Origin of the sequence: Pseudomonas sp. MWU12-2020 (genome assembly GCF_023100605.1) — a bacterium.
In the GTDB taxonomy this organism is placed as follows: domain Bacteria; phylum Pseudomonadota; class Gammaproteobacteria; order Pseudomonadales; family Pseudomonadaceae; genus Aquipseudomonas; species Aquipseudomonas fluorescens_H.
Map to the genome: position 1 here is coordinate 186628 of NZ_JALMEX010000004.1, position 13089 is coordinate 199716.

General features: G+C 61.6%; 15 protein-coding genes and 1 pseudogene. 5 read left to right on the top strand and 11 right to left on the bottom strand.

From position 1 onward, the window contains the following. The first annotated feature begins 38 nt into the window (after window positions 1–38). Window positions 39–365, top strand: a complete 327-nt coding sequence (gene sutA / locus M0814_RS11180; RefSeq protein ID WP_003229413.1) for a transcriptional regulator SutA — start codon at window positions 39–41, stop codon at window positions 363–365. 85 nt (window positions 366–450) lie between these two features. Here sutA and M0814_RS11185 read toward each other — a convergent pair. From M0814_RS11185 to M0814_RS11215, 7 genes and pseudogenes are all read right to left on the bottom strand, one after another. Continuing rightward, window positions 451–570, bottom strand: a pseudogene (locus tag M0814_RS11185) (metal ABC transporter ATP-binding protein); the annotation flags it as partial. Continuing rightward, window positions 554–1261, bottom strand: a complete 708-nt coding sequence (locus M0814_RS11190) for an HAD-IA family hydrolase (protein ID WP_103483681.1) — start codon at window positions 1259–1261, stop codon at window positions 554–556. The gene M0814_RS11190 and the pseudogene M0814_RS11185, both read right to left, overlap by 17 nt. Continuing rightward, a complete protein-coding gene (gene xerC, locus M0814_RS11195) occupies window positions 1258–2157 on the bottom strand; it encodes a tyrosine recombinase XerC (RefSeq protein WP_003229409.1) in 900 nt (299 codons plus the stop codon). The genes M0814_RS11190 and xerC overlap by 4 nt, the downstream gene beginning before the upstream one ends. Before the next feature lie 2 nt (window positions 2158–2159). After that, a complete protein-coding gene (locus M0814_RS11200; protein ID WP_003229406.1) occupies window positions 2160–2885 on the bottom strand; it encodes a DUF484 family protein in 726 nt (241 codons plus the stop codon). 13 nt (window positions 2886–2898) lie between these two features. Further along, window positions 2899–3729 carry a diaminopimelate epimerase gene (dapF, locus tag M0814_RS11205; protein WP_103483680.1) on the bottom strand — a complete coding sequence of 277 codons (831 nt, stop codon included), beginning with the start codon at window positions 3727–3729 and terminating at the stop codon, window positions 2899–2901. Between the two features lie 3 nt (window positions 3730–3732). Next, window positions 3733–4980: a diaminopimelate decarboxylase gene (lysA, locus tag M0814_RS11210; protein WP_003229402.1), complete on the bottom strand. Its 1248-nt coding sequence runs from the start codon at window positions 4978–4980 to the stop codon at window positions 3733–3735. 9 nt (window positions 4981–4989) lie between these two features. Beyond that, window positions 4990–5166, bottom strand: a complete 177-nt coding sequence (locus tag M0814_RS11215; protein WP_003229400.1) for a lipoprotein — start codon at window positions 5164–5166, stop codon at window positions 4990–4992. 326 nt (window positions 5167–5492) lie between these two features. Between M0814_RS11215 and cyaY the strand changes: the two genes are divergently transcribed. The 3 genes from cyaY (at window position 5493) to rnk (ending at window position 6718) form a co-directional block, all read left to right on the top strand. Beyond that, on the top strand, window positions 5493–5825 hold the full coding sequence (cyaY, locus tag M0814_RS11220; RefSeq protein WP_003229398.1) for an iron donor protein CyaY: 333 nt from the start codon (window positions 5493–5495) through the stop codon (window positions 5823–5825). A gap of 4 nt (window positions 5826–5829) precedes the next feature. Next, window positions 5830–6048: a DUF1289 domain-containing protein gene (locus M0814_RS11225; protein WP_103483679.1), complete on the top strand. Its 219-nt coding sequence runs from the start codon at window positions 5830–5832 to the stop codon at window positions 6046–6048. Between the two features lie 259 nt (window positions 6049–6307). After that, on the top strand, window positions 6308–6718 hold the full coding sequence (rnk, locus tag M0814_RS11230; RefSeq protein ID WP_103483678.1) for a nucleoside diphosphate kinase regulator: 411 nt from the start codon (window positions 6308–6310) through the stop codon (window positions 6716–6718). 7 nt (window positions 6719–6725) lie between these two features. Here rnk and M0814_RS11235 read toward each other — a convergent pair whose 3' ends face one another. The 3 genes from M0814_RS11235 to M0814_RS11245 form a co-directional block, all read right to left on the bottom strand. After that, a complete protein-coding gene (locus M0814_RS11235; RefSeq protein WP_103483677.1) occupies window positions 6726–9566 on the bottom strand; it encodes a class I adenylate cyclase in 2841 nt (946 codons plus the stop codon). A 183-nt stretch (window positions 9567–9749) separates the two neighbouring features. After that, window positions 9750–9995 carry a TIGR02647 family protein gene (locus M0814_RS11240; protein ID WP_003229392.1) on the bottom strand — a complete coding sequence of 82 codons (246 nt, stop codon included), beginning with the start codon at window positions 9993–9995 and terminating at the stop codon, window positions 9750–9752. Window positions 9996–10250: 255 nt separating this feature from the next. Next, on the bottom strand, window positions 10251–10535 hold the full coding sequence (locus M0814_RS11245) for a hypothetical protein (RefSeq protein WP_103483676.1): 285 nt from the start codon (window positions 10533–10535) through the stop codon (window positions 10251–10253). 123 nt (window positions 10536–10658) lie between these two features. Here M0814_RS11245 and M0814_RS11250 point away from each other — a divergent pair, with 123 nt between their 5' ends. Then, on the top strand, window positions 10659–11318 hold the full coding sequence (locus tag M0814_RS11250; RefSeq protein ID WP_103483675.1) for a glutathione S-transferase: 660 nt from the start codon (window positions 10659–10661) through the stop codon (window positions 11316–11318). A gap of 110 nt (window positions 11319–11428) precedes the next feature. Here M0814_RS11250 and argH read toward each other — a convergent pair whose 3' ends face one another. Beyond that, window positions 11429–12823 carry an argininosuccinate lyase gene (gene argH, locus M0814_RS11255; RefSeq protein ID WP_103368168.1) on the bottom strand — a complete coding sequence of 465 codons (1395 nt, stop codon included), beginning with the start codon at window positions 12821–12823 and terminating at the stop codon, window positions 11429–11431. Between the last annotated feature and the right edge of the window lie 266 nt (window positions 12824–13089).

A 13089-nucleotide genomic window follows, 5' to 3' on the forward strand; every position in this document is an offset into this window, starting at 1 on the left:
TATAACTAATCTGCTTTTCGCAAGTCATGAGGTAGAACATGAGCGACGATGATCTGGAAAACGACGACCTCGAAGTAGGCGACGAAGACGAGGCCGAGGAAGGCCTGGAAGCAGCAGCGGAAGACGTTGCTGACGACGATGGCGGTGACGATACGCCGGCCCCGGCTGCCAAAGGCAAAGCCAAGGCTGCGGTGTCGATCGACGAATTGCCGAGCATCGAAGCCAAGAACAAGGAGCGCGACGCCCTGGCCAAGGCCATGGAAGAATTCCTTGCGCGCGGCGGCAAGGTGCAGGAAGTGGAGGCCAACGTGGTCGCCGATCCGCCCAAGAAGCCGGACAACAAGTACGGCAGCCGCCCTATCTGAGGCGTGCCGCTTGCTTGCTGAAAAAGCCCGCCGTCGCTGCGGGCTTTTTCATGCCTGAAATAAAGTCATGGATGCAGGCAATCCCCTGTGGGAGCGGGCTTGCTCGCGAAGGCGGTGTGTCATTCAAATTATATGTCGACTGACACGGCCTCTTCGCGAGCAAGCCCGCTCCCACAGGGGGTAGTGGATCAGTTCGAGAGGGCATTCCAGCGCGCCAGTACTGCCGGCAAATCAGTCAGGCTGCGGATCTCGGCGTCCGGCAGGCGCTCGGCTTCCCAGACCTTGCCCGTCGGGTTGAACCAGATCGCGCGCATGCCCGCTTGTTGCGCCCCGGCAATGTCATCGCCGGGATGATCACCAATGTGTACCGCCAGATCAGCGCTCACACCACCACGCTGCAACGCCTCGTGAAACAGCCGCACATCCGGCTTGGCGATGCCGATGTCTTCCGCGCACAACGCAAACTTGAAGTAATCCGCCAGGCCCAATCGACGCACGTCGGCATTGCCGTTGGTGACCACGCCGAGGGCGTAGTGGTTGGCGAGGATTTCCAGAGTCGGTTCGACTTCGGGAAATACCGTGATCTGGTGCCGCGCGTGCAGGAACACTTCAAAACTCTTGTCGGCCAGATCGGAAGCTTCGCCGTGGGCGTACCCGGCGTCTTCCAGCGCGTGGAACAGCACGCGCCGACGCAACGCGCTGATGCGATGTTTGAGGCCCGGTTCGCTGGCCAGCACCCGCTCGCGAATCGCCCACAGATGCTCCACCGGCACCGCGCCCAGATTGGGTGCGTGTTCGCTCAACCACTGGCGCAATACCGCTTCGGCGCTGACGATCACCGGGGCGGTGTCCCACAGGGTGTCATCGAGGTCGAAGGTGATCAACTGGATGTTCATGAATCGTCGCCTTTGCTGCGTTTGGCCCGTGGATGGGCGCTGTCGTAGACCGCCGCCAGGTGCTGGAAGTCCAGGTGGGTGTAGATCTGCGTGGTCTTGATGTCCGAGTGGCCGAGCAGTTCCTGCACCGCGCGCAGATCCTGCGAGGATTCCAGCAAGTGGCTGGCGAAGGAATGCCGCAGCATGTGCGGGTGCAGGTTCTGCCCCAGCTCGCGCTCGCCAGCCAGTTTCACCCGCACCTGAATCGCCCGCGGACCAAGACGCCGGCCTTGCTGGCTGACGAACACGGCGTCGTCGGCCGGGTTGGTCATGGCCCGCAGCGGCAGCCATTGCTCGAGTGCTTCGCGAGCCTTTTTGCCGACCGGCAGCAGACGGGTCTTGCTGCCCTTGCCAAGCACCTGAACCATGCCGTCGGCCAGATCCAGCTGATCGAGATTGAGCCCGGTCAGCTCGGACAGGCGCAGGCCCGAGGAATAGAACAGTTCGAGAATCGCCTGATCACGGCGGGCGAGAAAATCGTCCTCGACCGCACCCTCAAGCAGTTGCAACGCACGGTCGGTGTCGAGGGTTTTTGGCAGGCGCCGCTCGCCTTTCGGCGGCGCCAGACCGGTCGCCGGGTCGTGGTCGCACAGGCCTTCGCGATTCAGATAGTGATAGAGCCCGCGCACCGCCGAGAGCAATCGGGCAAGGCTGCGCGACGACTGCCCCTGGGCATGCAGGCGGGCGATCAGGCTGCGCAGACGCTGAATATCCAGCGCCGCCCAACTGCCAATGTTCTGCTTGAGGCACCAGCCGAGGACTTTATCGAGGTCGCGGCGGTAGGCCGACAGGGTGTGCGGCGACACCTGTCGCTCACTGCGCAGGTGTTCGCAGTAAGCGTCCAGTTGTCGTTCCATGCTCAGCGTACCGAGCGCAGGGAGCTGTTGACCCGTGGCAGCACGCGGCCCATGACTTCGGCGATGTAGCTGAGGAACAGCGTGCCCACCGAACTCTTGTAGTGCTGCGGATCACGGCTGGCGATTGCCAGAATGCCGTGAATGCCCTGATGACTGACTGCGACCACCGCGGTGGAGCCGATCTGCTTGCGCTGTTCTTCGCCGAACAGGAAGTCCAGCTCATGTTCCCGCAGGGTGCCGCTGACGCTCTTGCCTTCGGTGAGCAGACCGCCGATCGCGGTTTGCGCGTCGGCATGAGTCACCCAACGGCCAACCGGTGCCGGGTTGTCGCCGAGCAGGATCAGGCTGACGAAGGGCACCTGAAAATCCTGACGCAGGCTGTCTTCGACGCTGATCACCACGTCTTCCAGACTGGCGGCGTCCATCAGGGACAGGATCAGGCGGCGGGTCTTGTCGAACAGGCGGTCGTTGTCGCGGGCCACGTCCATCAACTGCGAGAGGCGATGCCGCATCTCGATGTTGCGGTCGCGCAGGATGCTCATCTGCCGTTCGACCAGCGATACGGTGTCACCGCGCTGATGCGGAATGCGCAGGGCGGGCAGCAGTTCTTCGTGCTCGACGAAGAAGTCCGGATGAGCCTCGAGGTATGCGGCAACCGCTGCCGCCTCCAGGCTCTCGGACGCTGATTCGTCGGACTGTCGGGCGGGTACCTGAGGCTTATCGGTCATGGCTTCTGCTCACTCAAAGACGCACTTGTCCTTCGTATACACGCACTGCCGGGCCGGTCATCAGCACCGGTTGGCCAGGGCCTGCCCATTCAATGGACAGACGCCCGCCTGGCAGGTCGATCATCAGCGGCGAATCCATCCACCCCTGACTGATTGCAGCTACAGCGGCGGCGCAGGCGCCGGTGCCACAGGCCTGAGTTTCCCCGGCGCCGCGTTCCCAGACGCGCAACTGCGCACGGTTGCGGTCGATGACCTGGATGAAACCGACATTGACCCGCGCCGGGAAGCGCGGGTGGTGTTCGATTTTCGGCCCCAGTTCATGCACCGGTGCGTTGTTGATGTCCTGTACGCGCAGCACCGCATGGGGATTGCCCATCGACACGGCGGCCAGCTCGACCGTGGTGCCGTCGACCTCCAGTTGATAGCTGGTAGCCTGCGCCGGCGCATCGAACGGAATGTCCGCCGGCACCAGGCGCGGCGCGCCCATGTTCACCCCGATCTGGCCGTCGTTACGCACGTCCAGCTCGATGATGCCGCCCTTGGTCTCGACGCGAATCTGCCGTTTGGCCGTCAGGCGCTTGTCCAGAACGAAGCGCGCGAAGCAGCGTGCACCGTTGCCGCACTGTTCCACTTCCGAGCCATCGGAGTTGAAGATCCGGTAACGGAAATCCACGTCCGGATTGCTCGGCGCTTCGACGATCAGCAACTGGTCGAAACCGATACCGGTGTGCCGGTCGCCCCATTGCTTGGCGTGCTTGGGCTGAATATGCGCGTGCTGGCTGACCAGGTCGAGAACCATGAAGTCATTGCCCAGGCCGTGCATTTTGGTAAAACGCAGCAGCATGGGTTACTCCGGCAGCAGGCTTTCGCCGGCAAACAGCTCGGCCACGGTTTCGCGGCGGCGCACTTCAAAAACCTGATCACCGTCTACCAACACTTCAGCGGCACGGCCACGGGTGTTGTAGTTGGAACTCATCACGAAGCCGTAGGCACCGGCCGAATGCACGGCCAGCAGGTCGCCTTCTTCCAGCGCCAGCTCACGATCCTTGGCGAGGAAGTCGCCGGTTTCGCAGATCGGGCCGACCACGTCGTACTGGCGTGCGGCGCTGTCGCGCGGCTTGACCGCGGTGATGTCCATCCAAGCCTGATACAGCGCCGGGCGGATCAGGTCGTTCATCGCCGCGTCGACGATGGCGAAATCCTTGTGTTCGGTGTGCTTGAGGTACTCGACCTGAGTCAGCAGCACGCCAGCGTTGGCGACGATGAAGCGGCCAGGTTCGAACACCAGCGCCAGGTCACGGCCGTTCAGACGCTCGCGTACGGCCTTGATGTAGTCGCCGGCCAGTGGCGGCTCCTCATCGCGATAACGCACGCCCAGGCCACCACCGAGATCGATGTGGCGCAGATGAATGCCGCAATCGCCGAGGCGGTCGACCAGATCCAGCAGACGGTCGAGGGCATCGAGGAACGGTGGCAGGGTGGTCAGTTGCGAGCCGATGTGGCAGTCGACACCGATCACTTCCAGGTTCGGCAGGTGCGCGGCGCGCACGTACACATCTTCGGCGTCGGCAATGGCGATGCCGAACTTGTTCTCTTTGAGACCGGTGGAAATGTACGGATGGGTGCCGGCGTCGACGTCCGGGTTCACGCGCAGCGAAACCGGTGCGCGAACGCCCAGCTCGGCAGCCACGACTTGCAGGCGCTCAAGCTCGTCGGTGGATTCGACGTTGAAGCAGTGCACGCCGACTTCCAGCGCGCGACGCATGTCGTCACGGGTCTTGCCGACGCCGGAGAACACGATCTTGTCGGCGCTGCCGCCAGCGGCCAGCACACGTTCCAGCTCGCCACGGGAAACGATGTCGAAACCGGCGCCGAGACGGGCCAGGACATTCAGCACGCCGAGGTTGGAGTTGGCCTTGACTGCGTAGCAGACCAGGTGCGGCATGCCGGCCAGCGCATCGGCGTAGGCCAGATATTGGGCTTCGATGTGCGCACGCGAGTAGACATAAGTGGGCGTGCCGAAGCGGTCGGCGATGGCGGACAGGGCCACACCTTCCGCGAACAGCTCCCCGCCACGGTAGTTAAAAGCGTCCATGGCGATCCCTTATTGGTAAACGTCGTGCTTGTGCGCCTTGGAGGCAGGTTGTTGTTGCGACGACTTGGCTTGCTCGGCCGGGTCCTGATCGTCATCCGGCAGGTACAGCGGGCCTTTTTGACCACAGGCGGAAACGAGGCAGGCAACCGCGACGAGCGCAGCAAGGGAAGAGATCAGGCGCTTCATGGCGAAATCCTTGAAAATGCGTTAATTGCGCCGGAGTATACCGGCCACCCGGCAGCTTGCCTATGCGAGGGGGTTCCCGTCCGGCGGGGCTTGCCCAAAGCTGTCCGGGCTTGCGCAATGCCCTGTAGGAGTGAGCCTGCTCGCGATTGCGGTGTGTCCGCCAGCAATAATGTTGAATGTGCCGGCCATTCGCGAGCAGGCTCACTCCTACAGGGTTTGGTGTCGGGAGTGGGGCAGGTGCTTGGTCGTTAATCTTTGCAATCGGCCGGCAGCGTCCGTATCTTGCGGCGCTTGAGCCTGATCAGACATTTTTTGAGGTTGCCACAATGAGTTTGTCCGAAGCGCGTTTCCACGATCTGGTCGATGAAACCCAGGAAAAACTGGAGGACATCTTTGACGAAAGCGACCTGGATATCGACCTGGAAAGCTCGGCCGGTGTACTGACTGTGAAGTTTGAAAACGGCACGCAGCTGATCTTCAGTCGTCAGGAGCCGTTGCGTCAGCTGTGGTTGGCGGCGGTCTCCGGCGGTTTCCACTTCGACTACGACGAAGAGAGCGAGCGCTGGATGTGCGACAAGAGCGAAGAGCAGCTGGGCGAGATGCTCGAGCGCATCGTCAAGCAGCAAGCCGGTGTCGAATTCGATTTCGAAGGTCTGTGATTTCGTGACTGACACCGCACCTGTTCGTCCGCCAAAGCCGCTTTACAGCAACATCAGCCCGGCCGTGCCTTCGCCGTGCAGCGGCGTGTGCCGGCTGGATGAACAGAAGGTTTGTCTCGGCTGCTTCCGCCATGTCGAGGATATTCGCGAATGGCGCTCGGCCGATGATGAGCGCCGTCGGATCATCTGCCAGCAGGCTGCCGCACGAAAAGCCCTGACTTGACTCGACCCTGTGGTGAGGGGATTTATCCCCGATAGACTGCGCAGCAGTCTCAGAAGCTTGGGGCCGCTGCGCGACCCATCGGGGATAAATCCCCTCGCCACAGGGGTTCTTGCCAGATCAAAAGTGGGTGGCTTGTATATTTTTTGAGCTGTGATAGTGTCCGAACACGCCTCAACCCATCGAGGCCTGGTGAAAACCCCGTCTTTTTTGGCGGGGTTTTGCTTTTTTTGTGTGCAGAAGAAAGGAGTCTGCCCGGATCATGACCGCACCTTCCATCACCCTTACCCGTCTGGACGTACAACGTCTGGAGCGCCTGATCGACAGCCTGGATGACACGCTGCCGGGCGTGATCGCGCTGCAAACCGAACTGGACCGCGCCGATACACTGGTCGGCCACGATGAAGTGCCCGCTGATGTCGTGACGATGAATTCCCGCGTGCACTGCCGCGAAGAAGGCAGCGGCAAGGACTATCACCTGACGCTGGTCTATCCCAATGACGCCAACGCCGACGAAGGCAAGATCTCGATCCTGGCGCCGGTCGGCAGCGCGCTGCTCGGCCTGAAAGTCGGTCAGCACATCGATTGGCCGGCACCGGGTGGCAAGACCCTGAAACTGACCTTGCTGGAAGTCGAATCGCAGCCGGCCAACGGCGGTGAATTCCGCGAATAAACCCGCCTCAGACCTGTTCGAGCGCCTCGTTCAGGGCGCGCTCCAGGTCGGCCTTGTAGCGCAGATACAAATTGCTTGAACTCTGACCATCACCGAGCAGGCCCGAGAGGTCCAGGTCGGTGATGTAGCAGCGATAGCGCTCGGTCTCGCGGCGTTGCTCGACGATCTCCCGGGCGACCACGCGGAACAACTGGTCGCCATGTTCCAGCTCGCTGAATTCCCGTTGATTGCAATACAGCGTGACCTGCACCTCTCCGGGTGCGGCTTTGCCGACAATCGCCTGTACGTCGTAGAAAGGTTTGTTGACCGGTGTCTGCGGCGTTGGCCGAGCCTCGACCCGTCGAGCCCTGCCCGGGCCCGAGGGCAACAGCTGGTAATACAAAATATCGAGAACCGCCGGGCTGGCATCCATTGGCAGCAGCGCTTCACGGCGGTACTGGATCGATTGCAGAAAACGCTGCAGTGGCACCAGCAGGCTCTGTTCGTCGTGATACGGCAGATGCTGTTGCCACAGCGCGTTGAACTCATCCAGCACGTACAGCTCGGCCTGTTGTTCAGTGATCCGGTAGAACACCTGAATCGATTCCGGCTGGCCCATCGGCAGGATCAGCGCGAGATCGTGATCCTCCAGTGCCATCGGGTCCAGGTGCAGCGGGCTGTAGCGCGGCTGTTCTTCGCCGAGGTAATCCAACAGCGCCGGCAAGGTAGCGAGCGCGACATGGTTGACCTGGCCCGGCACCAGCTCCAGCACGTGATAGTGCTGTTGCACCTGAATCAGGTAGCGGTGATTGAGCTCGCTGAGCAGCAGGGTCTGCGCGGTGTCGATGACTTCTTCGACGCGCCGGGCAATGAACTGCGCGCGGTTATGGCAGAAGCAGCGCACTTTCAATGACGGCTGCTGCGGGCCGCGCGGCAGATTATTGAGGTAGTCGCGCAGGCAATCGAGCAACGCGTGGGGGCCGTCGAAACGGTTGACCAGCACTTCGTTCCAACTGTTGAGCGTGACCTGATCGAGGGTCAGCACAAGGTTTTCGCGCACCCCGGCGTAACTCAGGGAATCGGTGCGTTCGGTGGTCATCAGGATGTTCAGGTCGCGGTGATGCTTGAGCGGATCGACACCGACGTTGACCAGGATCAGCACTTCGCTCGGCACCGCGGCGCGCAGCAGCGGTTCTTCGGCGACGGTCGGCAAGGGCAGGGCGATGCACTGCTGCAGGCTGCCGAGCAGGTTGAACAGTTCGAACTCGCTCAAGTCGCTGGTGCCGGGGTGCAGGGCCAGGCGGGTGCTACTGTCGATCACGCCGTTGCGGTGGCACCAGGTCAGCAGTTCGAGCAACTCACGGCTGCGCTTGATCGGCGCGAAGTGCTCCCATTCCAGCGCAGTCAGGCTGCCGTTGTACAGGCCCCACTGGGTTTGCCCGGGCTCTTTTTTGTTCGGCGACTGCACCAGGGTCAAAGTGTCTTCGGCCAGATCCGGGGCGATGCCGGGATTGATGAACTCGACCTTGTCGGCCTTGCGTTCGAACGCGGCGTACAAGCGGCGACCGAGCACATTGAGGTCGCGCTTGTTGATCAGGCTGACGGTCTGTTCGGTGCGGGCGAACTGGGTCAGGAAGCGATAGCTGTAGTTCAGTTCATTGACCAGGGCGCGGCGTTCGGCACTGACCTGACGGACTTTCCACTGGCTGCGGCTGTCGAGCAAGGCCAGTTGCCGCTGATCCCAATGCCACTCGTGGGCCAGGCGCTCCAGCAGCGAGCGCTGCCAGCTCTGGGTGCGGCTGTTGCCGGTAAGCTTGCGGTTGACCTTGAGATAAAGCGCGCGCCGCACCAGCTCCAGCCGCTCCGGCTCGTTGCGGGCGCTGAGGTATTCCTCGATGCGTCGGTACACCACCATGTACGGATCCAGCTCATCCAGATCCAGCTGATTGGCGAACACGGCCTGCTTGTAGCGCAGGCTCAGGCACTGCACGTTCGGGTGCTCGCTGGCGTAGACCTCGGTCAGCAACAGCTTGAGCACCGACTTGTAGGGCGACTCGATGCCCTTGAACAATTGCCACAGGCCGGCGCCGATGAACTCGCCCGGCGGAATCGTCGCCAGATGCCCGAGATCAAGTGTCTCGTCGGCGCGAATGAAGCGCTTGGACAGCAGGGTGTGGGTGTACTGGTCGTAGGCGGTTTCTTCGTAGACCGGCACCAGCCACCAGATCGGTGTGCGCCCGGCCAGCCAGATCGCGGTGCGATAAAACTCGTCCAGCAACAGATAGTGCTGAGTGCTGCCGCAGTTTTCGGAGCTAAGCTGGGTGTCGCGTTCGCCTTTGACGAAGCGCACCGGATCGATCAGGAAGAAGTGCGCCTCGGCGCCTTGGGTCGCGGCCCAGGCTTCGAGGAGCTGGCATTTTTTGCGCAGTTCGGCGAGTTCGTTTTCGCTCAGGTCCGGTGCGTGGCAAACCCACACGTCCATGTCGCTCTGATCGGCCTGAGCCAGGGTGCCGAGGCTGCCCATCAGAAACAGTCCGTGAATCGGCCGAGGCGGGTTGCTGCCATGGCGCGGCTTGTAGGAGAACGAGCGGGTCAGGCGCTGCGCTTCGGCGAGGGCGCTGGCGTCCGGTTCATAGTTGGACAGCCCGGCGGGGGTGCTGCCGGAAACATAGCCCGGCAACAGCGGGTGATTGACGTGGAAGAACAGTGGCAGCAGGGTCAGTACGCCTTGCTGGCGGGTCGACAGACCTTCGAGCGCCCGGCCAAGGCGACCCTCATTGAGCTTGAGAAAGCGCGCGCGCAGCTGGCTGAGCACCTTGCGGTCGATGCCTTCGTCCAGGTCGGGGCGGATTTCATGGGTGCGCGTCATGTCAGCTCAAACCGGCTCGCAGGCTCGGACGAAGAGGGTCTCGGAATGGGAGGCAGTTTAGCCTTTGCGCAGCGGGACTTTTAAGCTGAATTTGTTTTTTGACGTCAGATTTTTAGCGCGGGGTGCCGGGTGGGCCCGCGGAAATCCCGTGGCAGGAGTTCCCGTGGGCAAAGACGGGGGGAATCAGGCGGTTTCCTGCTCTCTCAGAATGGTCAGCACGGTTTGCACATTTTGCGCGGCATCACGACCCAGGCTGGTCAGATACCCGCCATCAGGCTGGTCGGTGAGTTCTTTCTCGAAGAGGCGTTTGGCGGCGGCGATATGTTTCGGGGCAGCGGTCTGATGAATTTTCAAACCTTCCTGGGAACTGTCCAGGTTGAAGAGTGCGAGGACTTCCAGTTCGGCAACCAGCTCAGGGGTAAGCGACATAAGGACTCCAGACTTTCTAGGAATTAGACGACAGCGCCCCTAAGGTGAACCCGCTTTTGCGGCATGTCCAGTGCCGGTGGCCGGGTTTTTCCTTTCGAGGTGGAGTGCAGTGTAGTCAGGGGCCTGGAGATGGTACGGCAGATACGTAACAAACATTGTAGGAGTGAGCCTGCTCGCGATTGCGCCGTGTCAGTCAGCTGATTTTTTGCTGAAAGAACGCAATCGCGAGCAGGCTCACTCCTACAGGATCGGGGTTTACTGCTTTTCCGGTGGCAGCTCGGGCAACTTACGCAGCGCTGCTTCGTACCACTCGGTATCGAACGCGCGGTCTTCGTCGAGCATTGCGTCAATCTCGTAGGCCAGCACATGGGCCATCAGATTAAGGATCTCTTCGCGCTCGACGCCCACCAAAGTCAGTTTGTTGAACGTCGCCTTGGCCGCTGGCGGGTTGTCGCTTTCGATCTGGTTCTCGATGGCTTCGATCAACGTCGCCTCGGTGAACTCTTCTTCGTCGTTGTCGATGTCTGTCGGCTCGCTCATGGCAGGCTCCTCAAGGAAAGGCGCCAGTTTACCCGCATTCAGCGGCGTGATGCTGCTGGCAGGATCGTGGCGGGCGATCTATAAACAGTGACTGCCCACCCCGCACGGCCTGGAGGCTATGTGATGTTCAAGCTCTACGGATTCGCTGTCAGCAACTACTACAACATGGTCAAGCTGGCGCTGCTGGAAAAGGGCCTGGCGTTCGAAGAAGTCACCTTCTACCCGACGCCGACGCCTGAATCATTGGCGATCAGTCCACGCGGCAAAGTGCCGGTGCTGGGCGTCGAGGCGGGTTTCATCAACGAAACCGCGATCATCCTTGAATACCTCGAACAGACCCAGAAGGGCACGCCGCTACTGCCGAGCGATCCATTCGAGCGGGCGCAGGTGCTGGCGATTGCCAAGGAAATCGAGTTGTACATCGAGCTGCCGGGCCGCGCCTGTTATGGCGAAGCGTTCTTTGGCGCGGCGGTGCCGGAGGCGATCAAGGAGAAAACCAAAGCCGAGTTGCTGCTGGGTTTCGCGGCGTTGGGTCGACACGGCAAATTCGCCCCGTACGTGGCGGGCGACAGTTTGAGCATCGCGGATGTGTACTTCCTGTACAGCGTGCCGCTGGCGTGTGCGGTCGGGCAGAAACTGTTCGGGATCGATTTGCTGGCAGAGATGCCGAAGGCCAAGGCGCTGTTGGAGCGGCTTGAGCAGAATCCGCATGTGCAGAAGATTGCGGCGGACAAAGAATTGGCGATGCCGGCGTTTTTGGCGATGATCGCAGCGAAGAAGTAGGTCTTGCAGTGTTCTGAAGTCAGCATTCGCGAGCAAGCCCGCTCCCACATTTGGACTGTATTAACAAATCCAGACTGTGGGAGCGAGCCTGCTCGCGAAGCTTTTGACCTTTAGCGGCTGGCGATGAGGGCCTGACCGCGAGCCACGGCGGCCTTGACCTGCGCCGGCGCAGTCCCGCCGATATGGTCACGGGCATTCACCGAACCTTCCAGTGTCAGCACGGCGAACACGTCCTGCTCGATCTGATCGCTGAACTGACGCAGTTCTTCCAGGCTCATCTCGGCCAGATCCTTGCCGGTGTCGACGCCGTACTTCACCGCGTGACCGACGATTTCGTGGCAGTCACGGAACGGCAGGCCACGGCGCACCAGGTAGTCCGCCAGGTCGGTCGCGGTGGAGAAACCGCGCAGCGCCGCTTCGCGCATGATCGCGTGCTTCGGCTTGATCGCCGGGATCATGTCGGCAAAGGCCCGCAGCGAATCGCGTAGGGTGTCGGCGGCGTCGAACAGCGGCTCTTTGTCTTCCTGGTTGTCCTTGTTGTAGGCCAGTGGCTGGCCTTTCATCAGGGTCAGCAGGCCCATCAGCGCACCGAACACACGGCCGGTCTTGCCGCGTACCAGTTCCGGCACGTCCGGGTTTTTCTTTTGCGGCATGATCGAGCTGCCGGTGCAGAAACGATCCGGCAGATCGATGAACTGGAACTGCGCGCTGGTCCACAGCACCAGCTCTTCGGAGAAACGCGACAGGTGCATCATCGCGATGCTCGCGGCCGAGCAGAACTCGATGGCGAAGTCGCGATCGGACACGTTGTCCAGCGAGTTGCCGCCGACGGCGTCGAAGCCCAACAGTTGCGCGGTGTATTCGCGGTCGATCGGGTAGGTGGTGCCGGCCAGCGCGGCGCTGCCCAGTGGCATGCGGTTGGTGCGCTTGCGGCAGTCGACCAGACGCTCGTAGTCGCGGCTGAGCATTTCGAACCAGGCCAGCATGTGGTGGCCGAAGGTCACTGGCTGGGCAGTTTGCAGGTGAGTGAAGCCGGGCATGATGCTCGCGGCTTCGCGCTCGGCCTGCTCCAGCAGGCCTTTTTGCAGGCGGGTGATCTCGGCCAGGATCAGGTCGATTTCATCACGCAGCCACAGCCGGATGTCGGTGGCGACCTGGTCATTACGGCTGCGCCCGGTGTGCAGTTTCTTGCCGGTGATGCCGATGCGATCGGTCAGGCGCGCTTCGATGTTCATGTGCACGTCTTCGAGGTCGACGCGCCAGTCGAACTGGCCGGCCTCGATTTCGCCCTGAATGGTCTTCAGGCCGTCGATGATACTGTCGCGCTCGGCATCGGTCAGCACGCCGACCTTGGCCAGCATAGTGGCGTGGGCGATCGAGCCCATGATGTCGTGGCGATACAGGCGCTGGTCGAAGGTGACGGAGGCGGTGAAGCGGGCGACGAAGGCGTCGACGGGTTCACTGAAGCGGCCGCCCCAGGACTGATTGGTCTTGTCAGTGCTCATGAATTCGCTCGTATCGGCTTGAAGAAAGAAGGCGTGAAACGCTGGCGCGGATAATAACAGGGTTGCCAATCCTGTCGCTGACACCGGTCGATACGTTTTTTTCTCATCTGCTCATTCATAGTCGGCGCTGTCTGCGGGGGATTTGCGCAAGGATATTTTTCGATTGAGCAATATCGGCCCGGCAAGCGTCTACAGTTGGACATAAGGGTCGGCGCGACTGCGGATCGCGCAAGTGCCGACTATAAGAAGAGGGGGTGGGTGCTTTT

Coding starts and splice junctions, on each gene's coding strand:
- xerC (WP_003229409.1), bottom strand. CDS start 2,157: ATGGAACGACAACTGGACGCTTACTGCGAACACCTGCGCAGTGAGCGA.
- M0814_RS11245 (WP_103483676.1), bottom strand. CDS start 10,535: ATGAGCGAGCCGACAGACATCGACAACGACGAAGAAGAGTTCACCGAG.
- lysA (WP_003229402.1), bottom strand. CDS start 4,980: ATGGACGCTTTTAACTACCGTGGCGGGGAGCTGTTCGCGGAAGGTGTG.
- argH (WP_103368168.1), bottom strand. CDS start 12,823: ATGAGCACTGACAAGACCAATCAGTCCTGGGGCGGCCGCTTCAGTGAA.
- M0814_RS11240 (WP_003229392.1), bottom strand. CDS start 9,995: ATGTCGCTTACCCCTGAGCTGGTTGCCGAACTGGAAGTCCTCGCACTC.
- M0814_RS11215 (WP_003229400.1), bottom strand. CDS start 5,166: ATGAAGCGCCTGATCTCTTCCCTTGCTGCGCTCGTCGCGGTTGCCTGC.
- cyaY (WP_003229398.1), top strand. CDS start 5,493: ATGAGTTTGTCCGAAGCGCGTTTCCACGATCTGGTCGATGAAACCCAG.
- M0814_RS11190 (WP_103483681.1), bottom strand. CDS start 1,261: ATGAACATCCAGTTGATCACCTTCGACCTCGATGACACCCTGTGGGAC.
- rnk (WP_103483678.1), top strand. CDS start 6,308: ATGACCGCACCTTCCATCACCCTTACCCGTCTGGACGTACAACGTCTG.
- sutA (WP_003229413.1), top strand. CDS start 39: ATGAGCGACGATGATCTGGAAAACGACGACCTCGAAGTAGGCGACGAA.
- M0814_RS11200 (WP_003229406.1), bottom strand. CDS start 2,885: ATGACCGATAAGCCTCAGGTACCCGCCCGACAGTCCGACGAATCAGCG.
- M0814_RS11235 (WP_103483677.1), bottom strand. CDS start 9,566: ATGACGCGCACCCATGAAATCCGCCCCGACCTGGACGAAGGCATCGAC.
- M0814_RS11250 (WP_103483675.1), top strand. CDS start 10,659: ATGTTCAAGCTCTACGGATTCGCTGTCAGCAACTACTACAACATGGTC.
- dapF (WP_103483680.1), bottom strand. CDS start 3,729: ATGCTGCTGCGTTTTACCAAAATGCACGGCCTGGGCAATGACTTCATG.